Origin of the sequence: Sphingomonas oryzagri, from assembly GCF_029906645.1 — a bacterium.
In the GTDB taxonomy this organism is placed as follows: Bacteria; Pseudomonadota; Alphaproteobacteria; order Sphingomonadales; family Sphingomonadaceae; genus Solisphingomonas; species Solisphingomonas oryzagri.
The window spans coordinates 185,621-209,680 of sequence record NZ_JARYGZ010000004.1 but is presented as its reverse complement, the minus strand read 5'-3'; the positions used below and the strand labels follow the sequence as shown (position 1 = coordinate 209,680).

22 protein-coding genes are annotated in these 24,060 nt (G+C 66.5%); 17 read left to right on the top strand and 5 right to left on the bottom strand.

What is annotated here, in order from left to right:
- Positions 1–402: 402 nt before the first annotated feature.
- Both QGN17_RS19340 and QGN17_RS19335 read left to right on the top strand, forming a co-directional pair.
- The gene (locus tag QGN17_RS19340) at positions 403–1,248 is read left to right on the top strand and encodes an AAA family ATPase (protein WP_281046235.1); all 846 of its coding nucleotides are present in this window, start codon (positions 403–405) and stop codon (positions 1,246–1,248) included.
- A 13-nt stretch (positions 1,249–1,261) separates the two neighbouring features.
- Positions 1,262–2,437, top strand: coding sequence for a vWA domain-containing protein (locus tag QGN17_RS19335; RefSeq protein WP_281046234.1), 1,176 nt, complete (start codon positions 1,262–1,264; stop codon positions 2,435–2,437).
- Positions 2,438–2,441: 4 nt separating this feature from the next.
- On the opposite strand, the gene QGN17_RS19330 is transcribed toward QGN17_RS19335, so the two are convergent.
- Positions 2,442–2,663 (bottom strand): hypothetical protein, encoded by a 222-nt coding sequence (locus QGN17_RS19330; protein WP_281046233.1) that lies wholly within the window; start codon positions 2,661–2,663, stop codon positions 2,442–2,444.
- 151 nt (positions 2,664–2,814) lie between these two features.
- On the opposite strand from QGN17_RS19330, the gene QGN17_RS19325 reads away from it, so the two are divergent.
- The 5 genes from QGN17_RS19325 to QGN17_RS19305 all read left to right on the top strand — a co-directional run bounded on the left by QGN17_RS19325 (position 2,815) and on the right by QGN17_RS19305 (position 8,090).
- Complete coding sequence (locus QGN17_RS19325) at positions 2,815–3,534, top strand: prolipoprotein diacylglyceryl transferase family protein (RefSeq protein WP_281046232.1); 720 nt, start codon at positions 2,815–2,817, stop codon at positions 3,532–3,534.
- A complete protein-coding gene (locus QGN17_RS19320; RefSeq protein ID WP_281046231.1) occupies positions 3,488–4,957 on the top strand; it encodes a radical SAM protein in 1,470 nt (489 codons plus the stop codon). Before QGN17_RS19325 ends, QGN17_RS19320 begins: the two co-directional genes overlap by 47 nt.
- Entirely contained in the window at positions 4,954–5,178 is a 225-nt protein-coding gene (locus tag QGN17_RS19315) for a hypothetical protein (RefSeq protein WP_281046230.1), read from the top strand. The genes QGN17_RS19320 and QGN17_RS19315 overlap by 4 nt, the downstream gene beginning before the upstream one ends.
- A gap of 61 nt (positions 5,179–5,239) precedes the next feature.
- Entirely contained in the window at positions 5,240–6,529 is a 1,290-nt protein-coding gene (locus tag QGN17_RS19310; protein WP_281046229.1) for an MFS transporter, read from the top strand.
- 76 nt (positions 6,530–6,605) lie between these two features.
- Complete coding sequence (locus QGN17_RS19305) at positions 6,606–8,090, top strand: mannitol dehydrogenase family protein (RefSeq protein WP_281046228.1); 1,485 nt, start codon at positions 6,606–6,608, stop codon at positions 8,088–8,090.
- On the opposite strand, the gene QGN17_RS19300 is transcribed toward QGN17_RS19305, so the two are convergent.
- Entirely contained in the window at positions 8,087–9,406 is a 1,320-nt protein-coding gene (locus tag QGN17_RS19300) for an MFS transporter (protein ID WP_281046244.1), read from the bottom strand. The two genes, QGN17_RS19305 and QGN17_RS19300, sit on opposite strands and share 4 nt — an antisense overlap.
- Positions 9,407–9,549: 143 nt before the next feature.
- Between QGN17_RS19300 and cyoA the strand changes: the two genes are divergently transcribed.
- From cyoA to QGN17_RS19265, 7 genes are read left to right on the top strand one after another with little or no spacing between them, the layout of a single operon-like run.
- Positions 9,550–10,641: a ubiquinol oxidase subunit II gene (gene cyoA / locus QGN17_RS19295; protein WP_281046227.1), complete on the top strand. Its 1,092-nt coding sequence runs from the start codon at positions 9,550–9,552 to the stop codon at positions 10,639–10,641.
- Positions 10,642–10,649: 8 nt separating this feature from the next.
- Positions 10,650–12,656: a cytochrome o ubiquinol oxidase subunit I gene (gene cyoB / locus QGN17_RS19290; RefSeq protein WP_281046226.1), complete on the top strand. Its 2,007-nt coding sequence runs from the start codon at positions 10,650–10,652 to the stop codon at positions 12,654–12,656.
- Positions 12,657–12,677: 21 nt separating this feature from the next.
- Positions 12,678–13,292 carry a cytochrome o ubiquinol oxidase subunit III gene (gene cyoC, locus QGN17_RS19285; RefSeq protein WP_281046225.1) on the top strand — a complete coding sequence of 205 codons (615 nt, stop codon included), beginning with the start codon at positions 12,678–12,680 and terminating at the stop codon, positions 13,290–13,292.
- Positions 13,289–13,669 (top strand): cytochrome o ubiquinol oxidase subunit IV, encoded by a 381-nt coding sequence (gene cyoD, locus QGN17_RS19280; protein WP_281046224.1) that lies wholly within the window; start codon positions 13,289–13,291, stop codon positions 13,667–13,669. The genes cyoC and cyoD overlap by 4 nt, the downstream gene beginning before the upstream one ends.
- Positions 13,666–14,361 carry an SURF1 family protein gene (locus tag QGN17_RS19275; RefSeq protein WP_281046223.1) on the top strand — a complete coding sequence of 232 codons (696 nt, stop codon included), beginning with the start codon at positions 13,666–13,668 and terminating at the stop codon, positions 14,359–14,361. The genes cyoD and QGN17_RS19275 overlap by 4 nt, the downstream gene beginning before the upstream one ends.
- Before the next feature lie 11 nt (positions 14,362–14,372).
- Positions 14,373–15,671, top strand: a complete 1,299-nt coding sequence (locus QGN17_RS19270) for an ATP-binding protein (protein ID WP_281046222.1) — start codon at positions 14,373–14,375, stop codon at positions 15,669–15,671.
- Positions 15,668–16,195, top strand: coding sequence for a response regulator transcription factor (locus tag QGN17_RS19265; RefSeq protein ID WP_281046221.1), 528 nt, complete (start codon positions 15,668–15,670; stop codon positions 16,193–16,195). Before QGN17_RS19270 ends, QGN17_RS19265 begins: the two co-directional genes overlap by 4 nt.
- Before the next feature lie 4 nt (positions 16,196–16,199).
- On the opposite strand, the gene QGN17_RS19260 is transcribed toward QGN17_RS19265, so the two are convergent.
- Positions 16,200–17,072 carry a LysR substrate-binding domain-containing protein gene (locus tag QGN17_RS19260; protein WP_281046220.1) on the bottom strand — a complete coding sequence of 291 codons (873 nt, stop codon included), beginning with the start codon at positions 17,070–17,072 and terminating at the stop codon, positions 16,200–16,202.
- 80 nt (positions 17,073–17,152) lie between these two features.
- Between QGN17_RS19260 and QGN17_RS19255 the strand changes: the two genes are divergently transcribed.
- Both QGN17_RS19255 and QGN17_RS19250 read left to right on the top strand, forming a co-directional pair.
- Positions 17,153–18,199 carry a YeiH family protein gene (locus tag QGN17_RS19255; RefSeq protein WP_281046219.1) on the top strand — a complete coding sequence of 349 codons (1,047 nt, stop codon included), beginning with the start codon at positions 17,153–17,155 and terminating at the stop codon, positions 18,197–18,199.
- A 72-nt stretch (positions 18,200–18,271) separates the two neighbouring features.
- The gene (locus QGN17_RS19250; RefSeq protein WP_281046218.1) at positions 18,272–18,430 is read left to right on the top strand and encodes a hypothetical protein; all 159 of its coding nucleotides are present in this window, start codon (positions 18,272–18,274) and stop codon (positions 18,428–18,430) included.
- Here the strand turns inward: QGN17_RS19250 and QGN17_RS19245 are convergent, their stop codons facing one another.
- Positions 18,431–19,918 carry an MFS transporter gene (locus QGN17_RS19245; RefSeq protein ID WP_281046217.1) on the bottom strand — a complete coding sequence of 496 codons (1,488 nt, stop codon included), beginning with the start codon at positions 19,916–19,918 and terminating at the stop codon, positions 18,431–18,433. It abuts the gene before it with no gap.
- Positions 19,919–19,943: 25 nt separating this feature from the next.
- The gene (locus QGN17_RS19240; RefSeq protein ID WP_281046243.1) at positions 19,944–20,963 is read right to left on the bottom strand and encodes a LacI family DNA-binding transcriptional regulator; all 1,020 of its coding nucleotides are present in this window, start codon (positions 20,961–20,963) and stop codon (positions 19,944–19,946) included.
- A 220-nt stretch (positions 20,964–21,183) separates the two neighbouring features.
- Between QGN17_RS19240 and QGN17_RS19235 the strand changes: the two genes are divergently transcribed.
- Positions 21,184–24,036 carry a TonB-dependent receptor gene (locus QGN17_RS19235; protein ID WP_281046216.1) on the top strand — a complete coding sequence of 951 codons (2,853 nt, stop codon included), beginning with the start codon at positions 21,184–21,186 and terminating at the stop codon, positions 24,034–24,036.
- Positions 24,037–24,060 lie beyond the last annotated feature (24 nt).

Sequence of the window (24,060 nt, the reverse complement as noted above, 5' to 3'; positions counted from 1 at the left end):
CTACACGCCGAGCCGCCGCCCGCATGTCCCTTCATCCAACCAACAATGAGAAAGAACGCAACAGCTTCCCTGCCCCGATTTTGACCTCGGGGGATCGTTTGACCGATCCGGAAAGTGTTACGCGGAAACTCTGAGAGTAACCGCCCCCTGATTTTCTGGCAAGAAGTTTTTCAACTTCGCCTGTTTCAGGAGCCTCAGCGAGCCGTCCGTGGTGGCCGTCCGCTGCGGTGAAGGGGCCTCTACAGACGCTCTCCGGACCCGTCAACGATTCGATGCGAAAAAATTTTGCGGTCGCGCAATTTTTCTCCGACGGCGGTTTTCCGCCTGTCCACAGCGATGGGTGGCAAAGCGCCACCGTTTTGCCCATCATGCCCCGCGACAGGACGCAGGGAAGGATCACGCATGCGCTTCACGGGCACCGACAGATATGTCGCGACCGACGATCTCAAGGTGGCGGTCAATGCCGCGGTGAAGCTGCGCCGCCCGTTACTGGTCAAGGGTGAACCGGGCACGGGCAAGACGGTCCTCGCCCACGAGATCGCAGCGGCCACCGGCGCCCCGCTGATCGAATGGCACGTCAAGTCGACCACCAAGGCGCATCAGGGCCTCTACGAATATGACGCGGTCGCCCGGCTGCGCGACGGCCAGCTCGGCGACCCGCGCGTCCACGACATCGCCAACTACATCCGCAAGGGGAAGCTCTGGGAGGCCTTCACCTCTCCCGCCCTCCCCGTTCTGCTGATCGACGAGATCGACAAGGCCGACATCGAATTCCCCAACGACCTGCTGCAGGAACTCGATCGGATGTCGTTCGACGTCTACGAGACGCACGAGACAGTGACTGCGCGCGAGCGGCCGATCGTGGTGATCACGTCGAACAACGAGAAGGAGCTGCCGGACGCGTTCCTGCGCCGCTGCTTCTTCCACTATATCCGCTTCCCCGACCGGGACACGATGGAGGCGATCGTCGCCGTCCACTTCCCCGATATCGAGAAGCGCCTCGTCGCCCGCGCGCTCGACATCTTCTACGAGGTGCGCGACGTGCCCGGCCTCAAGAAGAAGCCCTCGACCAGCGAACTGATCGACTGGCTGAAGCTGCTGCTCCATGAAGACATGCCGATGGAGGTTCTGGCGGAAAAGGACATCCGCAAGGCGATCCCCCCGCTCCACGGCGCGCTGCTGAAGAACGAGGCCGACGTGATGCTGTTCGAGCGGTTGGCCTTTCTCGCCCGGCGCCAGGGATCCTGAGGGCGCGGCCGAGATGTTCGTCTCCTTCCTCGACGCGCTTCGCAAGGCCGGCATCCCCGCCAGCCCCAAGGAGCATCTCGCTCTGCTGGAGGCGCTCGACGCCGAGGTGATCGGGCAGAGTCCGGAGGAATTCTATTATCTCGCCCGCGCGATCTACGTGAAGGACGAGGGGCTGCTCGATCGCTTCGACCAGGTGTTCGCCGAGGTCTTCAAGGGCGTGATCGGCGAACCCACGCCGGAGGGCGAAATCCCCGAGGACTGGCTGAAGGCCGTCACCGAGAAGTTTCTGACGCCCGAAGAGATGGAGGCGATCAAGTCGCTCGGCTCGTGGGACGAGATCATGGAGACGTTGAAAAAGCGGCTCGAGGAACAGCAAGGCCGCCACCAGGGCGGCAACAAGTGGATCGGCACCGGCGGCACCTCGCCGTTCGGGAATGGCGGCTACAACCCGGAAGGCGTGCGGATCGGAGGCGAGAGCCGCCACAAGCGGGCGATCAAGGTGTGGGAGAAGCGCGAGTTCCGCAATCTCGACAACTCGATCGAACTCGGCACGCGCAACATCAAGGTTGCGCTGCGCCGCCTGCGCCGCTTCGCGCGCACCGGTGCGGCCGACGAGCTGGACCTTGACGCCACCATCGCCGGCACCGCCCGCAAGGGCTATCTCGACATCAATATGCGCCCCGAACGGCGCAATGCGGTAAAACTTCTGCTGTTCCTCGACGTCGGCGGATCGATGGATCCGTTCATCAAGCTCTGCGAGGAGCTGTTCTCGGCCGCCACCGCCGAGTTCAAGCATCTCGAATTCTTCTATTTCCACAACTGCGTCTACGAAGGCGTGTGGAAAGACAATCGCCGCCGCTTTCAGGAGCGCACCCCGACGTGGGACGTGCTCCACAAATTCGGCCACGACTATAAATTGCTGTTCGTCGGCGACGCGCAGATGAGCCCTTACGAGATCACCCATCCCGGCGGCTCCGTGGAGCATAACAATCCGGAGGCGGGCGGCGTCTGGCTCCAGCGGATGACCGGCGTCTACGCCTCGGCCGCCTGGCTCAACCCAGTTCCGGAGGCGCAATGGGGCTATTCGCAATCGACACGACTGATCCGGGAGATCATGGCCGACCGGATGTTCCCGCTGACATTGCAGGGGCTGGACGAGGCGGCGCGATCGCTCAGCCGCAAGCGCTGAAGGTTCAGTCGAGCGCACCGCGCTGAGGCGCACCGGCACGCTGCGCATCGTGCGGATCGAGCTGGCCGCTATTCATCTCCAGTCGCTGGATGCGGCTCTCCAGCCCGTCCATGCGCCCCGACAGCCGATCGACGCCGGTCGTCTGCTGCTGCGGATCGAGCACCAGCACCCGGAGCAGCGCGATGATCAGAAAGGACATGAAGGCACCGCCGAAGGCGCCTGCCATGAAGCACGCGACAAAACCCCGATTCATCCGCGCGATCCTCTTGCCCGGCCCGCTATTCTCCCACATCCAGCATATCGACTGCCCGCCGGACACGCCACTGCGCCGGATGGAGGCTTGACCTCGCTTCGTCGCTGGGGATGAACCTCAGGCCATGATCCTCGTGCCGACCGCGCCATGGGCCCATTATGTCGGCGATGCCTGCGCCTGGGCCGGCGCGGCGCTCGCCGCACGCTGGCAGCACCGCCGCTGGCCCGAGGAGGCCGGCCGTCTCGCCGCCGCGACCAGCCCCGGCTATTTCCTCAGCCTGGCGATCGGCGCAGTGATCGGTGCGTGGCTGATGGGATCGGGCAACACGCTGCGCAGCGCCATCGTCACGCCATCGCATAGCATCGCCGGCGCGCTCGCGGGCGGGATCGTCGCGGTGGAGATATGGAAGTGGGCGAAGGGCATCCGCCGATCGACCGGCGGCGGTTTCGTGCTGCCGATCTGCGTCGGGATCGTCATCGGTCGCTTCGGCTGCCTGTTCGCCGGCCTTCCGGACTTCACCTACGGCACCCCGACCAGCCTGCCATGGGCGGTTGATCTCGGCGACGGAATCGGGCGGCACCCGGTCGAACTCTACGAATCCACCGCGATGGCGATCTTTACGATCGTCTATGTCCGCGCCCGGCTGCGCGGTGCGCGATGGGCGAGCACCCACGCTTTCCACGCGATGATTATCGTCTATGCTGCCCAACGTTTCGCGTGGGAGTTCTGGAAGCCCTACCCGACGGTTATCGGGCCGCTGAACATCTTCCACCTGCTGATGATGGGGCTGATCGTCTATGGCATCCTCTGGTGGCGACGCGGCGACGATCGAGCGGGTGGCTGATCCGTTCGGGCGGAAGGCCGCGCCCTATATCTTCCACGGCCAGACCACGAGCCTGTGCGAGACCTGCCTCGAGCCCGTCCCCGCCAAGATCATCATCGAGGAGGACGAGCGCGTCTATTACCTCAAGCGCTGCCGCGATCATGGCGTGCAGAAAACGCTGATCAGCGACGACCTCGATTACTGGCGCCAGCAGAAACTCTGGATCAAGCCCGGCGACCGTCCGCTCACCGCGCAGACTCGCACCGAGGCCGGCTGCCCGTTCGATTGCGGCCTCTGCCCCGACCACGAGCAACATAGCTGCCTCGCGATCATCGAGATCAACCAAGCGTGCAACCTCGCCTGCCCTGTCTGCTTCGCCGACGCGACCGACATGCACGGCACCCACCGCCCGCTGGCCGAGATCGAGCGGATGCTCGATGCGCTGGTGGAGAGCGAGGGCGAGCCGGATCTCGTTCAGCTTTCCGGCGGCGAGCCGACCATTCATCCCGATTTCTTTGCGATCCTCGATGCGGTGAAGGCGCGGCCGGTGCGCCACGTGATGATCAACACCAACGGCGTGCGGATCGCGCAGGATCCGGCCTTCGTCGAGCGCCTGGCGAGCTACGCCCCGCGTCTCGAAGTCTATCTCCAGTTCGATTCGCTGAACGACGAGGCGTTGATGGACCTGCGCGGCGCGCGGCTCTCACGCATCCGCCAGCAGGCGCTGGAGGCGCTGGAACGGGTCGGGCTTTCCACCACGCTTGTCGCGGTGATGAAGTGCGGGGTGAACGATGGCGAGGTTGCGGAGATCGTCCGCCATGCGCTCACCTGGTCGTGCGTGCGCGGCGTCACCTTCCAGCCTGTGCAGGATGCCGGCCGCAACGAGGGGTTCGAAGCCGACGCCAACCGGGTGCTGCTCACCCAGATCCGCCGTGAGGTCGCCAAGGCCGGCGTGTTCGACCTCGACGACATGATCCCGCTGCCCTGCAATCCGGACCAGATCTGCATCGGCTACGGCCTGCGCGACGGGCAGCATGTCACCCCGATCACGTCGCTGCTGCCGCGCGAGATGATCCTGCAGGGGCCGAACACGATCAGCTACGAGGCCTATCCGGCGCTGCGCAAGGGCATCCTCGATCTGCTCTCGCTCGCCACCGCTCAGGCCAATACTGAGGAAAAACTGGCCGGCGTGCTCTGCTGCCTGCCCCACGCGATGGTGCCGGAGGAGCTGAGCTACGCAAACAGCTTCCGCGTGGTGATCCTGCAATTCCTCGATCGCTACAATTTCGATCTTGGCACGGTGAAGCGCAGCTGCGTGCATTTCGTCACCGGCGACGGCCAGATCATCCCCTTCGACACCTACAACACCTTCTATCGGGACGGCGCGGAGGGCGCCGGCGTGCTCGCCCGGCATCGGGCACTGGCGGGAGCGGGACGGCGATGAAGACCCTGTTCGGCGGAATCCTGCTCGCCATCGGCGCGCTGATCGCAGGCGCGAGCGGACTGTGCTCGCTGGGGGTACTGATCGCGGGCATGAGCGGAGGCAGTTTCGGAAGCGCCATTCCGATGGTCCTGATCTTCGGCGGCATCCCCTTCGCGATCGGCGTCGGCCTGATCTTCGCGGGTCGCGGGCTGATCCGCGAGGATGACGAAGACCGCCACTAGCCGGTTGACCTCCCCTCCCTTCGCCGCCATCGCGCTCGGCAAAGGCGATCGGGAGACGATGATGAGCGGCAAGAGGCAGACAGGGCATATCCTGCTGGCGAGCCTCGTCGGCACCTCGGTCGAGTTCTACGACTTCTATATCTACGCCACCGCCGCCAGCCTCGTCTTCGGCCCGCTCTTCTTCCCGGCCAGTTCGGATTCGGCGCAGCTTCTCTCTTCCTACGCGAGCTTCGGCCTCGCCTTCCTCGCCCGACCGCTGGGCGGCGCGCTGTTCGGCCATTTCGGAGACCGGATCGGGCGCAAGTCGACGCTGGTCGCCTCGCTGCTCCTGATGGGCCTTTCCACCGCCGCCATCGCCTTCCTGCCGACCTATCCGATGGTCGGCTGGGTGGCGCCGGCCCTGCTCTGCCTGCTCCGCTTCGGACAGGGCATCGGGCTTGGCGGGGAATGGAGCGGCGCGGCCCTGCTCGCGGTGGAGAACGCCCCACCCGGATGGCGCGCTCGCTTCGGCATGGCGCCGCAGCTCGGCGCGCCGGTCGGTTTCCTCGCGGCCAACGGCTTCTTCCTGCTGCTCGGCGCGACGCTGACGCCCGAGCAGTTCAAGGATTGGGGCTGGCGCATTCCGTTCGTCGCCAGCGCGCTGCTGGTCGGCCTCGGCCTCTGGGTCCGCCTCAAGCTCACCGAGACCGCCGCCTTCGCCGCCGCGCTGGAAGAGGCGCCGCCGGCGCGCGTGCCGATCGCCGACGTGCTGCGCGATCATCTCGGCCGCACCGTCGCCGGCATCCTCGGCGTCGTCTGCTGCTTCGCGGTCTATTATATCGCGACCGCCTTCGCGCTCGGCTACGGCACCACCAAGCTCGGCTATGCCAAGCAGGCCTTTCTGGAGGCGCAACTCGTCGCGATCCTGTTCATGGCGGTAGGCATCGTTCTGGCCGGCTGGGCCTCCGACAAGCTCGATCCGCGCCGCGTGCTGATCTGGGGCTGCATCGCCGCGATCGTCGCGGGCGCGCTGCTCGGGCCACTGCTCGGCAGCGGATCGATGCGCCACGCCTTCGTCTTCCTCGCGCTGGCCCTGCTGGCGATGGGGTTCGTCTACGGCCCGCTCGGCGCCTGGCTGCCGAGCCTGTTCCCGCCGCAGGTGCGCTACACCGGCACCTCGCTCGCCTTCAACGTCGGCGGGATCATCGGCGGCGGCCTTACCCCTATCCTCGCCAAGTTGCTGGCGGATGGATACGGGCTGGCGACGGTGGGCGCCTATATGGCGGGCGCGGCGGCGGTGAGCATCGTCGGCCTGCTCCTCGCCGGTCGTGGAAGCTACGACGCGGGACGCACGGCGCCGATCGAGATGTGATGCCGATCGGCAATCCGGCTTGGCCGGGCTGTCGGGACGCTGGACGCAGCCCTCGCTTCCGGTCAGGCTTGGTCGCGTGACCCAGCCGATCCCCCTCGCCCGCCGGACTCTTGCGCAACTTGCGCCCGCGATCGGGCGCCCCGCTTACGACCCGGCCGGGATCCGCCCCGGCATCGTCCACCTCGGCCTCGGCGGCTTCCACCGCGCGCATATGGCGCGCTACACCCATGCGCTGATGAACCGCGATCCGGCGGCGCTCGGCTGGGGCATCGTCGGAGCCGGGCTGCTTCCCGCCGACCGCCGGATACGGGACGCGCTCGCACCGCAGGACCATCTCTACACGCTGGTCGAGCGTGACGGCTCGGGCGAGACGATCGAGATCATTGGCTCGGTCGCGGATGTCGTCTTCGCCGGAGAGGACAGTACGGCCCTGCTCGACGCGATCGGGTGGGCGGAGATCCGCATCGTCAGCCTCACCATCACCGAACATGGCTACTGCCTCGATCCGGCGACCAAGCGGCTGGCGCCCGACCACCCGGCGATCGCCGCCGACCTCGCGGATCCCGAGCATCCGAAGAGCGCGGTCGGTATCATCGTCGAGAGCTATCGCCGCCGTCGCGATACGGGCACCCGCCCCTTCACCGCGTTGAGCTGCGACAACATCCAGCATAACGGCCATGTGCTGAAACAGGCGGTGCTCGATTTCGCGACGCTACGCGAGCCGGATCTCGCGCGCTGGATCGAGCGCGAGGCGCGTTTCCCCAGCACGATGGTGGATCGCATCACCCCGGTTACGCAGGCCGGCGACATCGCCGACCTGGCCGCACGGCATGGGGTCGCCGATGCGTGGCCGGTCGTCTCCGAGCGCTTCACCCAATGGGTGATCGAGGACGATTTCGTCGATGGACGGCCCGATTGGGATCAAGTCGGCGCGCAATTCGTCACCGACGTCGCGCCCTACGAGTTCATGAAGCTGCGGCTGCTCAACGCCAGCCACCTCGCCATCGCGGGCCTGGGCCGGCTGATCGGCTACGAGACGATCGACGAGACGATGCGCGACGATCGCATCCGCCGATACATGTCTGCCCTGATGGAGCGGGAGACCGGGCCGACCCTGCTCCCCGTCCCCGGAATCGACCTGCCGATCTACAAAACCGAACTGATCGACCGCTTCGCCAACCCCGCGATCCGCGACACGGTGGAGCGGGTGAATACCGACGCGGCGCTCAACTATCTGCTCGATCCGGTGCGCGACCGGTTGGCGTCGGAGGGGTCGATCGATCTGCTCGCACTCGGCGTCGCCGCATGGCTGCGGCGCGTGCGCGGTATCGATGAGAACGGCACGGTGATCGACGTGCGGCACCCGATGGCCGCGCTGCTGCGGGAGAAAGCGATCGAGGGCGGACGCGATCCGGCGCCGCTCCTGTCGATCACCAGCCTGTTCGGATCATTGGGTGAGGACCGGCGGTTCGTCGCGGCGGTCGGCAGCCACCTCGCGGCGATCTACGAACATGGCGCGGCAGGCGCGCTCGACGCCTGCCTGCGCGACCTTGCCGGTTAGCCGATCCGGCTCGCCAGCTCCTTGTTGATGGCCAGTGCGGCCAGCGTGCCCAGCGCGCCCGACAGCAGGTAGCCACCAGCCGCCATCAGCCCGTAATTGGTGGCGAGCAGCAACGCCGCCAGCGGGGCGAAGCCGGCGCCGAACAGCCAGGCGAGGTCCGACGTCAGCGCCGATCCGGTGTAACGCGACGGCATCGAGAAGCTCGACGCCACCGCGCCCGACGACTGGCCGAAGGACAGGCCGAGCAGCACGAAGCCGATGATCATGAACGCCGCCGTACCGATCTCACCCGTGCCGAGCAGCTGCGGGGCGAACCCGCTATAGGCCGCGATCGCGCCGGCGCAGAAGCCGAGCAGGTAGCGGCGGCCGACCCGGTCCGCGATCAGGCCGGAGGCGACGATCGCCAGCACGCAGATCAGGGCGCCGCCCATCTCGACGATCAGGAAGCGCGCGGCCGCCTCGTTGGTGAACAGCACCACCCATGACAGCGAGAACACCGTCACCATGTGGAACAGAGCGAAGCTGGCGAGCGGGGCGAAGGCACCGATCACGATCTTGAGGCCGTCCGAACGCAGCGTCTCGCGCACCCGCGAAGGCTGGAGTTCGCGGTTGTCGAACAGCTGCTCATACTCCGGCGTTACCACCATGCGCAGCCGGGCGAACAGCGCCACCACGTTGAGCGCGAAGGCGACGAAGAACGGATAGCGCCAGCCCCAATCAAGGAAATCGCCATCGGACAGGTTGGTCAGCGAGTAGGCGAACAGCCCGCTCGCCACGATCAGGCCGAGCGGGGCGCCGAGTTGCGGCACCATCGCGTACCAGCCGCGCTTGTTCTCCGGCGCGTTGAGTGCGAGAAGCGACGCGAGCCCGTCCCAGGCGCCGCCGAGCGCGATGCCCTGGCCGACCCGGAAGATGCAGAGGAACAGCGCCGACAGCCAGCCCACCGATGCGTGCCCCGGCAGGAAGGCGATCGCGACGGTGGAGCTGCCGAGCAGGAACAGGGCGGCGGTCAGCTTGGTGCCGCGTCCGTAATTGCGATCGATCGCGAGGAAGAGCAGCGATCCGATCGGCCGGGCGATGAACGCCAGCGAGAAGATGGCAAACGACCACAGGGTGGCGTCGATATGGTTCATGTACGGAAAGACGAGCCGCGGAAACACCAGCACCGAGGCGATCGCGTACACGAAGAAATCGAAGAATTCGGACGTGCGCCCGATGATCACGCCGATCGCGATCTCGCTCGGTCGCACCTCGTGGCTACCATGCGTATGGATTTCCGGGCCTGCCTGGCCGACCGGCAACGCGCTCTGTGCCATCATATTATCTCTCCCGCCCTTGCGGCCCGAAGAGCGTGCATCGACCGCAACGGCAATTCAACGCGGAAAATCGTCGATAGACCCACGTCCATAGGACAAAATGTCATATCGCTGCGTCGCAACATTCGTCATAAGGCGCGCCCATGAACAGGAATCATCTTTCCCGAGTCCATCGGAAGGCGCGGATTGCACCCATTCTGGCACTCCCGCTGACGCTCGCCGGCTGCGACATGCAGGTGCTTTTTCCGGCCGGCGATGTCGCGCGGCAGCAGGCGCATCTTCTGGCGATTTCTACCGCGCTGATGCTCCTGATCATCATCCCCGTGATGATCCTCACGGTGTTGTTCGCCTGGCGCTATCGCCAAAGCAACACCGAAGCCACCTACCGGCCGGACTGGGATCACTCCACGGTGCTGGAACTGGTGATCTGGTCGGCCCCGCTGCTGATCATCATCGCGCTTGGCGCGCTGACCTGGATCACCACCCACACGCTCGATCCCTATCGCCGGCTGGAACGCCTCGCGCCCGGCAAGGCGGTGCCGGCGAACAGCAAGCCGCTGGAGATCGACGTCGTCGCGCTCGACTGGAAGTGGCTCTTCATCTACCCCGAACAGCGCATCGCCACCGTCAACGGCCTCGCCCTGCCGGTCGATCGGGAAGTCCAGTTCAAGCTCACCGCCAGCTCGGTGATGAACAGCTTCTACGTGCCGTCGCTGGCCGGCCAGGTCTACGCGATGCCGGGGATGCAGACGCAGCTCCACGCCGTGCTCAACAAGACCGGCCGTTTCGGCGGCATCTCCGCCAACTATAGCGGCGCAGGCTTCTCGGGCATGCACTTCCAGGTCGCCGGCATGAGCGCCGCCGATTTCGGCAAGTGGGTCGAAAAGACCAAGGCCGCCGGCGGCACCCTCGACACGCCGACCTACCTGAACCTCGCCAAGCCGAGCGAGGACGCGCCGATGATGCGCTGGGCGTCCGTCGATCCGACCCTGTTCAACCGGATCGTCAACCAGTGCGCCACCCCCGGCACGCCCTGCATGAGCGATGTCATGCAGAAGGACATGGGCGGTGACATGCACGGCATGAACATGGGCCACCCGGCCCCGCCCGTGAACAACACGCTGCCGAAATCGCCGCCCGGTGCGCTCCAGCGCTCGCCGGACGCACTCGGCTCCTCGCCGCGCCCGGCCAATGCGCCGGACAATGCGCCCGCCATGCCCCATTCGCACAGCTGAGATCGCCGATGTCACTCGAACTCCCCAAGATGATCTTCGGGCGCTTCACGCTCGACGCGCTGCCGATCCACGAGCCGATCCTGGTCGGCACCTTCATCGGCGTCGCCATCGGCGGCATCGCTTTGCTCTCGGTGCTGACCTACTTCAAATGCTGGACCTATCTCTGGAAGGAGTGGTTCACCAGCGTCGACCACAAGCGCATCGGCGTCATGTACATGGTGCTGGGCCTCGTCATGTTCCTGCGCGGATTCTCCGACGCGATCATGATGCGCGCGCAGCAGTCCATGTCCTTCGGCGACAACCAGGGCTTCCTGCCGGCACACCATTATGACCAGGTGTTCACCGCGCACGGCGTGATCATGATCTTCTTCGTGGCGATGCCGTTCGTCACCGGCCTCATGAACTTCGTGGTGCCGCTGCAGATCGGCGCGCGCGACGTGAGCTTCCCCTTCCTGAACAATTTCAGCTTCTGGATGACGGCCATGGGCGCCGCCATCGTGATGATGAGCCTGTTCGTGGGCGAGTTCGCGCGCACTGGCTGGCTGGCGATGGCCCCGCTCTCGGAGCTGGATTATTCGCCCGACGTCGGCGTCGACTATTACATATGGGCGCTGCAGATAGCCGGTGTCGGCACATTGCTGTCCGGCATCAACCTGGTCTGCACGATCGTGAAGATGCGCGCGCCGGGCATGAACCTGATGAAGATGCCGGTCTTCACCTGGACCGCGCTCTGCACCAACATCCTGATCGTCGCCGCCTTCCCGATCCTGACCGCGGTGCTCGTGCTGCTGTCGCTCGATCGCTACGTCGGCACCCACTTCTTCACCAACACCGGTGGGGGCAATTACATGCTCTACACCAACATGATCTGGATCTGGGGCCACCCGGAGGTCTACATCCTGATCCTGCCCGCCTTCGGCGTCTTCTCGGAGGTGACCTCCACCTTCTCCAGCAAGCGCCTCTTCGGCTACACCTCGATGGTCTACGCGACCCTCGTGATCATGATCCTGTCCTACCTCGTGTGGCTGCACCACTTCTTCACGATGGGTTCGGGCGCGAGCGTGAACAGCTTCTTCGGCATCACGACGATGATCATCTCGATCCCGACGGGGGCCAAGCTCTTCAACTGGCTGTTCACCATGTATCATGGCCGCATCCGGTTCGAGCTGCCGATGATGTGGACGGTGGCGTTCATGCTCACCTTCACGATCGGCGGCATGACCGGCGTGATGCTCGCGGTGCCGCCGGCCGACTTCGTGCTGCACAATTCGCTGTTCCTGGTGGCGCACTTCCACAACGTGATCATCGGCGGCGTGCTGTTCGGCATGTTCGCGGGGATCAACTACTGGTGGCCCAAGGCCTTCGGCTTCAAGCTCGACGAGTTCTGGGGCAAGGTGAGCTTCTGGTTCTGGGTGGTCGGCTTCTGGGTCGCCTTCACGCCGCTCTACGTGCTCGGCCTGATGGGCGTGACGCGCCGCCTGCGCCACTTCGACGATCCCTCGCTGCAGATCTGGTTCGTCATCGCCGCCGTCGGCGCCGCGCTGATCGCGATCGGCATCGCTGCCATGCTGATGCAGTACTATGTCAGCATCCGCGACCGGAACACGCCGCGCCTGCGCGACACCACGGGCGATCCCTGGGGTGGCCGTACGCTGGAGTGGGCGACCTCGTCGCCGCCGCCGGCCTACAACTTCGCCTTCTCGCCGATCGTGCATGACCTCGATGCGTATGCCGACATGAAGGAGCGCGGCTACGTGCGTCCGGAGCAGGGCTTCCGCCCGATCCTGATGCCGAAGAACACCCCGGCGGGCCTGATCCTCGCGGTGTTCGCGGCAGGCTTCGGCGTGGCGATGATCTGGTACGTCTGGTGGCTGGCGGCTTTGTGCTTCGTCGCCCTGGTCGGCACCGCGATTGTCCACACCTTCAACTACGACCGGGAGTTCCACATTCCCGAAAGCGAAGTGCGCGAGACGGAAGCCGCACGCACCCAGCAACTTCTGGCGGCGGGAATCTGATCGATGGCGAACGCACCCACCATGACCGACGCCCAGGGCAAGCCCATCTTCCTCGACATGCACGAGCATGACCATGAGGCCGGCGGCTCCACGATGCTGGGCTTCTGGATCTACCTGATGAGCGATTGCCTCATCTTCGCGATGCTGTTCGCGGCCTATGCGCTGTTCGGCACCAGCTATGCGGGTGGCCCCAAGCCGTCCGAGCTGTTCGAGCTGCCGCTGGTCGCGGTCAACACCTCGATGCTGCTGCTGTCGTCGATCACCTACGGCTTCGCGATGATCGCGATGCAGGAGAAGAAAAAGTCGGCCGTGCTGATCTGGCTGGCGATCACCGGCCTGTTCGGCGCCGCGTTCGTCGGCATCGAGCTTTCGGAGTTCCACAACCTGATCCGCGAGGGCGCCACGCCCGAGCGTTCGGCCTTCCTCTCCTCCTTCTTCACGCTCGTCAGCACCCACGGCCTGCACGTGACGTTCGGCATCATCTGGCTGATCACGCTGATGGTGCAGGTTGGCCGCTTCGGCCTCACCGCCGCCAACCAGCGCCGCCTGATGTGCCTGTCGCTGTTCTGGCACTTCCTCGACGTCATCTGGATCGGCGTCTTCACCTTCGTCTACCTGATGGGAGTCCTGCGTTGAGCGCCGCCCACGATCACGCCGCCGATCACGGCCACGGCCATGGCGATCACCCGCCCGTCACCCGCTCGGGCTATCTGACCGGCTTCATCCTGTCGGTCATCCTCACCGCCATTCCCTTCTGGCTGGTGATGACCGGCAAGCTCGGCAGCCCGGTGATGACCGGTTACGTCATCATGGCGCTGGCCGCGGTGCAGGTGATCGTCCACGTCGTCTACTTCCTCCACCTCAACGCGAAGGCGGAGGCCGGCTGGCAGTTCATGGCGACCGTCTTCACCATCGTCGTGGTGGTGATCACCTTGGCCGGTTCGCTGTGGGTGATGTACCACATGAACGTCAACATGATGCCGGGGTCCGCGGACAGCGCGAGCGGCATGTGAACGGACGGCGGCGCCTCGGCCTCGCGGCCCTCGCGCTGCCGATCGTCGCCGGGCTGGTGTGGCTCGGCATCTGGCAGGTCCATCGCCTGGCCTGGAAGCGGGCGCTGATCGCACAGGTCGCACACAAGCTGGCGTCCGCCCCGGTGGACGCCCCCGGCGCGGACCGGTGGCCCGCCCTCTCCTCCGCCGACAGCTACACCCGCCTCGTCGTGCGGGGTCGCTATATCCCCGCAGTGCCCACCTTCGTACAGGCTGCGACCACGCTGGGTCCGGGCTATTGGGTGCTCTCCCCCCTCCGATCCGATCGCGGCTTCACCCTGCTGATCAATCGCGGATTCGTCCCGCAGGGCGACAAAGCGAGGCCCATCCCCACCCCGGCCGGGGAGGTGGCGGTCACCGGCCTGCTCCGCCTGAACGAGCCCAAAGGCGGCTTCCTGCGCGCCAACGATCCGGCCGACGATCGCTGGTATTCGCGCGACGTGAACGCGATCGCCGCCAAGCGCGGCATCGGGCCGGTCGCCCCCTATTTCGTCGATGCCGACGCGCAAGCCTCGCCCGGTTGGCCACGCGGCGGGCTGACGGTCATCCGCTTCCCCAACAATCACCTGCAATATGCACTGACCTGGTTCGCCATGGCGGCCCTGCTCGCCGGCGCCGTGGGCTGGATGGCGCTCCGGCCATCGAAGGACTAGACCGCCCGTATATGGCCGGGCTGCTCCCTCTCCCGCTCCGCCGCATACCCGGCGCATCCGAGGATGTCGGCGCACGCAACATGCTGCTGCTCACGCAGCTGCGCTGGCTCGCCATCGCCGGACAACTCGCGGCGATCTTCGCCGCCTGGCTGTGGATCGGCGACGCGCTGCCGATCGTGCCGATGGTGGCGATCACCGCGGCGCTGGCCGGCCTCAACCTCTCCACCCTGTCGCTGCTCCATCGGGGCTGGAAGGTCGCCAACCACCAGCTCTTCGTGGCGATCCTGATGGATTGGGCAGCGCTCAGCAGCCAGGTTTATCTCAGCGGCGGCACCACCAACCCGTTCGCGTCGATCGGGCTGCTGCAGGTGGTGATCGGCGCGATGCTGCTCGACATCTGGTCGAGCTGGGCGCTGGTGGTGCTGCACAGCCTGACCTTCGCCATGCTCTCGGCCTTTCACCGGCCCTTGGCGCTGCCATCCGGCTACGGCACCGTCTTCTCGCCGGTGCACATGCTGGCGAGCTGGCTGAACTTCGTGCTGGTGTGCGTGCTGCTGATGCTGTTCGTCACCCGGATCAGCCGCAACCTGCGCATCCGCGACGCCCGGCTGGCCGAACTGCGCCAGCAGGCGGCGGAAGAGGATCATATCGTCCGTATGGGCCTGCTCGCCTCGGGCGCCGCGCACGAGCTGGGGACGCCGCTCGCCTCGATGTCGGTGATTCTCGGCGACTGGCGGCACCAGCCGGACCTCCAGCCGCTGACCGAGGAGATCGGCGAGATGCAGGCAGCGGTGGCGCGCTGCAAGGATATCGTCACCGGCATCCTCTACGCATCTGGCGAGGCACGCAGCGAGCGGGTGGAGCGGACCTCGCTCTCCGCCTTCGTGGCGCAGGTCGCGCGGGACTGGGATGCCCTGCGGCCCGGCATGATCACCCTGCGGGACCGATCGGACCATGCCATCCCCATCGTCGCCGATCGCACGCTGGTGCAGGTGCTCTTCAACCTGCTCGACAATGCGATCGAGGCCGGCGCCAGCCATGTCACGCTGATCGCCGAGACCGACGAAAACACCCTCCGACTCTCGGTGGAGGACGATGGGCCGGGCTTCGCACCCGGCATGATCGAAGGCCTGGGCAAGCCCTATCGCTCGACCAAGGAACGGCGCGGCGCGGGCCTCGGCCTGTTCCTCGCGGTCAACGTGCTGCGCAAGCTCGGCGGCACCGTCACCGCCGCGCCCGGTGCGCAGGGCGGCGCGGTGGTGACGCTGGCGATCCCCCTGACGGCGCTGACGCTGGAGGAGCTGCGATGAGCGCGCGTCGCCTGCTGATCGTCGAGGATGACGAAGGTTTCGCGCGCACGCTGGGCCGTTCGTTCGAGAAGCGCGGCTATGCGGTGCGGACGCTGCACGGCCCCGACGACATCGCCGCCACCGTCGCCGATTTCCGGCCGGGCTTCGCGGTGGTGGATCTTCGCCTCGGCCACGCCTCCGGCCTCGCCTGCGTCGAGCAGTTGCACCTGCTCGATCCGGCTATGCGGATCGTCGTGCTGACCGGCTTCGCCAGCATCGCGACGGCGGTGGAGGCGATCAAGCTCGGCGCCACCAATTACCTGACCAAGCCTGCGGACACCGACGACATCGAGCGCGCGTTCGAGGCAGTGGAAGGAAACGCCGAAACCAGCCTGTCCGCCCGCCCGACCTCCATCAAGACGATCGAGTGGGAACGTATCCACCAGACTCTGGCCGAAACCGGCTTCAACATCTCGGAAACGGCGCGGCGGCTCGGGATGCACCGCCGCACGCTGGCGCGGAAGCTGGGCAAGCGGCACGTCTGAGCCGTCAGTGCTTCTGTTCGATCATCGCCAGAAACGCCTCCGCCGCACGACTCGCCGGGCGCCCGCGCGGGCGCAGGCCGAAGAAGCGGCGCGGTGGAATGTCGAGCGGCAAGGCGTGGAGATGCCCCGCCGACAATGCCGATCCGACGACAAGGGTGGACAATACCGCCGCCCCCGCCCCGGCGATGACCGCGCTGCGCACCGCCTCGTTGGACGGCAGCGTGAGCGCGACGTGCAGTTCGGCCGGATCGATCCCCAGCGTCGCCAGCACCGCCTCGAAACTGGAGCGCGTGCCCGATCCCGCCTCGCGCAGCACCCAGTCCGCCGAACGGATCCATCCTGCGTCGATCCGTGATGGCCCCGCTTCCGCCTGCACCAGCAGCATGTGATCGTCGGCGATCGGCCAGCGGTTGAGATCGGCCTGATCGGCCAGCCCCTCCACCAGCCCCAGTTCCGCCTCGCCCGTCGAAACCTGCTCGGCCACCCGCTCGCTGTTGGCGATGTCCAGCGCGACGGCGATGCCCGGATAGCGACGCCGGAAATCGTGCAGCATGCGGGGCAGCCAATAGCCGCCGACCGTCTGGCTCGCCGCCAGCCGCAGCGTGCCCCGCTCCAGCCCGCGAAAGCCCGCGAGCAGATCGTCCAGCCCGGCGGCCTGGGCGAGCGTCGCCCTCGCCTCCGCCAGCAGCGCGCGGCCGACATCGTTGAGCACGATGTTGCGCCCCACCCGATCGAACAGCCTCACATCGTGCCGCGCCTCCAGCGCGGCGATCGCCGCCGAGACGGCCGACTGGGTGATATGCAACGCCTCCGCCGCGCGTGTGACATGCTCGCGCTCGGCCACCGCCACGAAGATGCGCAACTGATCGAGGGTCATGAGCGATTGATCGCCTATGAAGAACGAATCAACAAGAACAATCCATTGGACCGATGATAAACGGGGGCGCATCAGAGCGCATGGCCGCTTCCATCACCTCCGCCGCCGCCCGCCGCGATCTTCTGCCGGGCACTCTGCTCTGTCTTGCCGTCACGCTGGCGGCGATGACGGTCGAGCGGATCGAGGCCCTGCTGTTCGGCCGCGCCTGGCTGGAGGCTCTGGTCCTGGCGATCCTGATCGGCACGCTGGTCCGCACCGTCTGGACGCCGGACGCGCGGTGGCAGCCCGGTATCCGCTTCAGCGCCAAGACGGTGCTCGAAGTGGCCGTCGTGCTGCTCGGCGCGTCGGTCAGCGGCGCTACGATCGTGTCGGCCGGCCCCGCCTTCCTCGCCGGCATCGCGCTGGTCGTGGCGATCGCAATCGGCGCCAGCTACGGCATCGGCCGCGCGCTCGGGCTAAGGCCCCGGCTGGCGATGCTGGTCGCGTGCGGCAACTCGATCTGCGGTAATTCCGCGATCGCCGCCGTCGCGCCTGTGATCGGCGCGGACAGTGAGGATGTCGCCGCCTCGATCGCCTTCACCGCCGTGCTGGGCGTGATCGTCGTGATCGGGCTGCCGGTTCTCGCGCTGGCGGCGGGGATCGCGCCCTTGCCCTTCGGCGCGCTCGCCGGCCTCACCGTCTACGCCGTGCCGCAGGTGATCGCCGCCGCCGCGCCGCTGGGATCCGCCGCCGTCCAGATCGGCACGCTGACCAAATTGGTGCGCGTGCTGATGCTCGGCCCGGTCTGCGTGGTGCTCGCCTTTCTCGCGCCGCGCCTGCGCGATGCCGGAGAGAGCGTCGAGCCGGTGGTGCGGCCGCGCCTCGCGCAGCTGGTGCCTTGGTTCATCATCGGCTTCCTCGCGCTGGTCGTCGCGCGCTCGGCGGGCCTCGTCCCCGAAGTTGCGGTGGCGCCCGCCAGCCATGTCGCGACCATGCTGACCGTCGTGTCGATGGCGGCGCTCGGCCTCGGCTGCGACATCCGCACCGTGGCGCGCGCCGGTGGTCGCGTGACCGCCGCCGTCATCCTCTCGCTGCTGGTGCTGGGCGCGATCGGCTGGGGCCTGGTCCGCCTGCTCGGCCTCGCCTGATCAAGCTCCGCTTGGTCACCGCACGGACATTCTATCGCGCGCCCGGCCCGTCCGACCGGTATTCTGCCGGGCATGACGATGACATGGACCAGTTGGCTGTCACGGGCGCGCGAGACGATCGCGAGCTGGTGGCGCGCGCCGCAGCAGGACGGCCGCTGCCGTTCCTGCGGGACGCCGGTCGATCCCGTGCTCGACGAGTGCCTCCCCTGCCTCGGCGAGCGCCACTGGTAGTTACTGCGGAGGCGCCTCGCCCTCGCGCACCGCGAGAGTCATGACGCCCGCGATCACCAGAGACACGGCGGCGACACCCAGCGTCCAGCGCGGATCGCCCGGCGAGACGAGCCGGCCCACCGCCCCCATCACGCTCGACACGAGCAACTGGGGTAGCACCACGAAGATGTTGAACAGCCCCATGTAGATACCGAGCTTCCGCTGCGGCAGAAGGCTCGACAGGATCGCGTAGGGCATGGTGAGGATCGAGGACCAGGCGATCCCGATCAGCACCATCGGCATCAGCAGCAGCATCGGCGAGCCGATCAGCGGCAGCAGCGCGAAGCCGACCGCGCCGCAGAACAGCCCGATCATGTGCGTCGCCTTGCGTCCGATCCCGGTCGCCAGCAGCGGCAACAGGAACGCGGCCAGCGCCGCGATGCCGTTATAGACGGCGAACAGCACGCCCACCCAGTCCGCGCCATCCGCATACGCCTGGCTGGTCGGATCGATGCTGTGAAACGCTACCTGCGCCACCACCGGCGTCGTGTAGATCCACAGGATGAACAGCGCCGACCAGGTGCAGAACTGAACGACGGCGAGGCGGCGCATTCCGTCCGGCATGGTGGCGAGATCGGTCAGGATACGGCCGAGAACATTGTCGCCCTTGCCCTTCCCGACGGCGATCCGATGGACGATCTGCGCGATGCCGAACGCAACCAGCACACCGGCGAGGATGTAGAGCGGCTTGTCGAGACCGGCCGTCTCCACCACAGTACCCACCGCAAGGCCGGCCGCCAGCCACAGCGGCCCGCCGCGCGGCGCAACGATCGGCGCGGCATCGGCCTCCACCGTCTCCACGCCTTCGAACGCCGCCATCTCGCCGGGCGAATATTCGCGCGTCGTCACGATCGTCCACAACACCGCGACCAGCAGCGCCGCCGCCCCGATCTGGAAGGCGAGCCGCACCGAGGGCGGCACCTCGCCGGCCGGTGCGGTCGAGGCGACGCCGAAGACGTGGCTCAGCATGATCGGCGCGAGGCTCGCCGCCACCGCGCCCGCGCCGATGAAGGCGGTCTGCATCGCATAGCCGGCGGTGCGCTGGCGGTTGGGCAGCATGTCGCCGACGAAGGCGCGGAACGGCTCCATCGTGACGTTGAGCGATCCGTCGAGCAGCCAGAGCAGCAGCGCCGCCACGATCAGCCCCGGCGCGAACGGCATCGCCAGCAGCGCGATCGTCGCGAGCAGCGCACCCGCCAGGAAATAGGGCCGCCGGCGCCCGAGTGACCCCCACGTCCGATCCGAGAAATGCCCGACCAGCGGCTGCACCAACAGCCCGGTCACGGGCGCCGCGATCCACAGCAGAGGCAGGTTGTCGATCGAGGTGCCGAGCGACTGGAAGATGCGCGTGACGTTCGCGTTCTGCAGCGCGAAGCCGGTTTGTATCCCGAAAAAGCCGAACGAGATGTTCCAGAGCCCGCCGATCGACTGGCGCGGTTTCTCCGTCATTCAAATCCCCCCAAGCAACGTCAAACTAGGCCCCCGAAGACCGCCGGACAACGAGCCGCGCGGGCAAGGTCGCCCCCTCCGGCGCCTCGCCCCGGATCTGGGCGAGCAGCGCGTCGACCAGCAACTCCCCCGCGCGGCGCACGTCCTGCGCCACGGTGGTGAGCGGCGGGCTGGCGAGGCTGGCGGCGGTGATGTCGTCGAAGCCGACCACCGCGACATCGCCCGGCACCGTGAAGCCCGCCTCGGCCAGCGCGTGCATCGCGCCGATCGCGATCAGGTCGCTCGCCGCGAACACCGCGTCGGGCCGCTGGCCGCGCGCGAGCACCGCTCGCATCGCCTCCTTGCCGGCCTGCTCGGTGGTGATCGCATCGGCCTGCAGCGCCGGGTGCGGGATGATCCCCGCCTCGCGATGCGCCGCGCAATAACCGCGATAGCGATCGAGGAATTCGGGATAATGGCTGCTCGCCTCGCCCAGGAAGGCGATGCGGCGGCGGCCATGGCCGATCAGGTGCCGCGTCGCCGCGCGCCCGCCATCGACGTTGTCGCAGCCGATGGTGATGCCCGGCTGGTCGGGCTGCACCGATCCCCAGCGCACGAAATGCGTCCCCTGCCGCACCAGATCGTCGATGCGCGCGCGATAGGCCTCATAGTCCCCATAGCCGAGGAGGATCAGGCCGTCCGCCTTCCGGCTGTCCTCGTAATCGACATGCCAGTTGGCCGACATCTGCTGGAAGGAGACGAGCAGGTCGTAGCCCCGCTTCGCGCAGGTGCGGGTGATGGATCCCAGCATCGAGAGGAAGAAGGGGTTGATCATCGACTCGTCCGAGGTCGGGTCCTCGAACAGCAACAGCGCCAGCGTGTCCGAATGGCGGCGCCTGAGATTGGAGGCGTTCTTGTCGACCTTGTAGTTAAGCTGGCGCGCGATCGCCTCGACCCGCTTGCGCGTCGCCTCGCTGACCGTGCCGCTGCCGGAGAGCGCGCGGCTCACCGTCGGCTGAGACACGCCCGCGAGCTGCGCAATATCGAACGACGTCGCCTTTGCCATGGCGTGCCAGTCCCGCTCCTTCCCCTCGGACACGCTGCGGGGTGTCCTTTGCGTCACACTTATACCGCGTGCGGCGCAGAACGCACTGAATACGTATGTGGCGCGCTTAACGGTCCGTCACATTTGGGACACAGAGCGCAACAACGGCATGGGCAGATCCCGATGCCGGAGAAACACAAAGGGCGGCCCCGAGGGACGGGCCCACCGGAGGGGGATTTTCATGATCGCATTCGACGCGCGTCGCGCCGCGCCTGCTCTTGTTCGCCTTGCGCTCGGCGCCAGCCTGATCGGCCTCGCCGCCGGCACTGCGCAGGCCCAGTCAACCGATACGACGCCTGCCGTCGCCGCGCCGGTCGCCGACGCCACCGACGCCCAAAGCTCGGCTCAGGCCGCGACCGGTCAGTCGGTCGACACCAGCACCATCGTCGTGACCGGCTACCGCCGCTCGGTCGAGGATGCGCTGCGCGTCCGCCGGGACTCGATCTCGATCGTCGATTCGCTGTCCGCCGAAGATGTCGGCAAGCTGCCTGATGTCTCGATCGCCGACGCGCTGAGCCGCCTGCCGGGTGTCGCGGTGCAGACCGCCGACGGTCGCGGCGAGTTCATCTCGATCCGCGGCTTCTCGGGCGATTTCACCGGCGCGCTGCTCAACGGCCGCGAGATCGCGACGATCGACGACAACCGCCGCTTCGATTACTCGATCCTGCCGGGCGATCTGTTCAACCGCGTCGACGTGATCAAGACCGCCAGCGCCGATCTGATGGCGACCGGCCTTGCCGGCACCGTCAACCTGCTGACCATCGATCCCCTCGCCAACAAGCGCATCATTTCGGTCAACGCGCAGGGCGAACTCAACGGCTTCAAGAGCCTGAACCCGGATCTCACCAACAAGGGCTACAAGGCCGGCGCGATCTTCGTCGATCATAACGACGCCGATACGCTCGGCATCTCGCTGGGCTTCTCGGCGATCCAGTCGCCGGTGCAGAACAAGCAGTATGATGCCTGGGGTTATCCGGATCCCGATGCAGAGGGCAACCGTCCGCTCGGCGGCGCCAAGTGGTTCGCCGATACCAACGTGCTCCACCGCCAGACCGGCTTCGCCCACGTCGTCTTCAAGCCCGACGAGAAGCTGGAAGTCTCGGTCGACGGCCTCTATTCACGCTACAATTACAAGGAATATCAGCGCGGCCTCGAAGTGCCGCTGTCGTGGGGCGCGGGCACCGTCGAGACGGCGCACACCGGCGCTGACGGCTTCGAGCAGACCGCGACCTACGACAATGTCTATGCGGTTCAGCGCAACAACTACAACACCCGCAAGGCCTATACGATGGCCTTCGGCGGCAACCTGCAATATCATTTCAACGACCGGCTGAAGCTGGACGTCGACGCCAGCTATTCAAAGGCGCACCGCAAGGACAATGCCTACGAGACCTATACGGGCACCGGCTACGCAAAGTCGGGCGATCCGGATACCGTGACGATCACCCGTCAGCCGAGCGGCGTCTACGATCTCAGTACCGGCCTCGATTATACCGACACGTCGGAATTCAAGCTGACCGACCCGCAGGGCTGGGGCTATTACCAGCCCGTCGGCTCGGTGGTGCAGGCGGGTTACGACAACGTCCCCAAGTTCACCGACGTCATCAAGTCGCTGCGCGCCAGCCTGACCCAGGATCTGGATGCCGGAATCCTCAAGAACATCGAGGTCGGCGTCAATTATCAGGAGCGCACGAAGACCAACGGCTTCACCGGTTACTATCTGGTGCCGCCGACGGGCACGACCGAAGTCTCGATCCCGCAATCCGCGATCGTCGGCTCGGTGAATCCGGGCTACACCGATTTCCAGACGATCGCCTACAGCGTGCCGGATGTGCTCTCGGCACTGTCGGGCAGCTTCCGCAACGAATCCGCCAGCGAGCTCGCGCTGCAGTGGCAGGTGCGCGAGAAGGTGCTGACCGCCTACGCCCAGCTCAATTTCGACGGCATGGTGGGCGGGCTCGACTTCGCCGGCAATATCGGCGGCCAGTTCGTCCACACCCAGCAGAGCTCGACCGGCCACGTTCCGACCAGCGGCGGCACCGGCGACTTCGCCACGACTTCGGCGTCGACCAGCTACAACAACTTCCTGCCGAGCGCGAACATCCGCCTCGCTTTCTCGCCGACGACGGACATGCACATCGGCGCCTCGCGCACGCTGTCGCGCGCGCCGATGAGCTACCAGAACGCTTCGTTCCAGCCGTCCTACCTGAATCCGGCCAACTCCACCGAGCCGGTGGTGGCGCCGAACGGAAAGATCTCGCTGCTGTCCGGCAGCGGCGGCAATCCGCTGCTCAAGCCCTATTTCTCTAACAACATCGATATCGGCGTCGAACATTTCTTCGATCACGGACAGGGCATCATCGCGCTCAACTATTTCTACAAGGCGGTGTCCAAGTTCGTGAACCCGAACAATTACTACTTCACCGATCTGAGCCAGTTCAGCGCCCTGGTTCCGGCCCAGTATCTGAACGACCCCAACTACACGACGGTGGGCTACATCACCGGCCCGACCAACAGCGGCCGAGGCTTCGCCAACGGCTTCGAGCTGCAGGCGACCGTGCCGTTCGGCATGTTCTCCAAGGCGCTGGACGGCTTCGGCGTGCGCGGCAGCGGATCGTGGACCAGCAGTTCGATCCGCTACACGCCGAGCGCGGCGCCGGGCGGCATCCCCGTGTCCTTCGGCAAGGTGACGCTGCCGGGCCTTTCCAAGTGGGTGGTCAACGCGCAGGCCTATTTCGAGAAGTGGGGCTTCAACGCCCGTGTGAGCTACCAGTACCGGTCCGACTTCCTCGGACAGTATCTCGCATTCGGCGCCCAGCCGACCTACCTCTACACCAAGGGCCGCAGCACCGTGGACGCGCAGATCGGCTACGACTTCAAGTCGGGCTTCCTGAACGGGCTGTCGGTCTATGTGCAGGGCCACAACCTGACCAACTCGCCCTACGTCACCTACAACCAGGGCCATCCCGACCAGATTCTCAACTACGAGAAATATGGCGCGACCTACCTGGCCGGCGTGACGATGAAGTTCTGATAGCCCCAGGGAGGCGGCGCCCCT

What these genes read in the sequence shown, in the direction of transcription:
- QGN17_RS19340 (WP_281046235.1), top strand. Translation starts at nt 403, where the DNA reads ATGCGCTTCACGGGCACCGACAGATATGTCGCGACCGACGATCTCAAG.
- QGN17_RS19335 (WP_281046234.1), top strand. Translation starts at nt 1,262, where the DNA reads ATGTTCGTCTCCTTCCTCGACGCGCTTCGCAAGGCCGGCATCCCCGCC.
- QGN17_RS19330 (WP_281046233.1), bottom strand. Translation starts at nt 2,663, where the DNA reads ATGGCAGGCGCCTTCGGCGGTGCCTTCATGTCCTTTCTGATCATCGCG.
- QGN17_RS19325 (WP_281046232.1), top strand. Translation starts at nt 2,815, where the DNA reads ATGATCCTCGTGCCGACCGCGCCATGGGCCCATTATGTCGGCGATGCC.
- QGN17_RS19320 (WP_281046231.1), top strand. Translation starts at nt 3,488, where the DNA reads ATGGCATCCTCTGGTGGCGACGCGGCGACGATCGAGCGGGTGGCTGAT.
- QGN17_RS19315 (WP_281046230.1), top strand. Translation starts at nt 4,954, where the DNA reads ATGAAGACCCTGTTCGGCGGAATCCTGCTCGCCATCGGCGCGCTGATC.
- QGN17_RS19310 (WP_281046229.1), top strand. Translation starts at nt 5,240, where the DNA reads ATGAGCGGCAAGAGGCAGACAGGGCATATCCTGCTGGCGAGCCTCGTC.
- QGN17_RS19300 (WP_281046244.1), bottom strand. Translation starts at nt 9,406, where the DNA reads ATGGCACAGAGCGCGTTGCCGGTCGGCCAGGCAGGCCCGGAAATCCAT.
- cyoA (WP_281046227.1), top strand. Translation starts at nt 9,550, where the DNA reads ATGAACAGGAATCATCTTTCCCGAGTCCATCGGAAGGCGCGGATTGCA.
- cyoB (WP_281046226.1), top strand. Translation starts at nt 10,650, where the DNA reads ATGTCACTCGAACTCCCCAAGATGATCTTCGGGCGCTTCACGCTCGAC.
- cyoC (WP_281046225.1), top strand. Translation starts at nt 12,678, where the DNA reads ATGACCGACGCCCAGGGCAAGCCCATCTTCCTCGACATGCACGAGCAT.
- QGN17_RS19270 (WP_281046222.1), top strand. Translation starts at nt 14,373, where the DNA reads ATGGCCGGGCTGCTCCCTCTCCCGCTCCGCCGCATACCCGGCGCATCC.
- QGN17_RS19265 (WP_281046221.1), top strand. Translation starts at nt 15,668, where the DNA reads ATGAGCGCGCGTCGCCTGCTGATCGTCGAGGATGACGAAGGTTTCGCG.
- QGN17_RS19260 (WP_281046220.1), bottom strand. Translation starts at nt 17,072, where the DNA reads ATGACCCTCGATCAGTTGCGCATCTTCGTGGCGGTGGCCGAGCGCGAG.
- QGN17_RS19255 (WP_281046219.1), top strand. Translation starts at nt 17,153, where the DNA reads ATGGCCGCTTCCATCACCTCCGCCGCCGCCCGCCGCGATCTTCTGCCG.
- QGN17_RS19250 (WP_281046218.1), top strand. Translation starts at nt 18,272, where the DNA reads ATGACGATGACATGGACCAGTTGGCTGTCACGGGCGCGCGAGACGATC.
- QGN17_RS19245 (WP_281046217.1), bottom strand. Translation starts at nt 19,918, where the DNA reads ATGACGGAGAAACCGCGCCAGTCGATCGGCGGGCTCTGGAACATCTCG.
- QGN17_RS19240 (WP_281046243.1), bottom strand. Translation starts at nt 20,963, where the DNA reads ATGGCAAAGGCGACGTCGTTCGATATTGCGCAGCTCGCGGGCGTGTCT.
- QGN17_RS19235 (WP_281046216.1), top strand. Translation starts at nt 21,184, where the DNA reads ATGATCGCATTCGACGCGCGTCGCGCCGCGCCTGCTCTTGTTCGCCTT.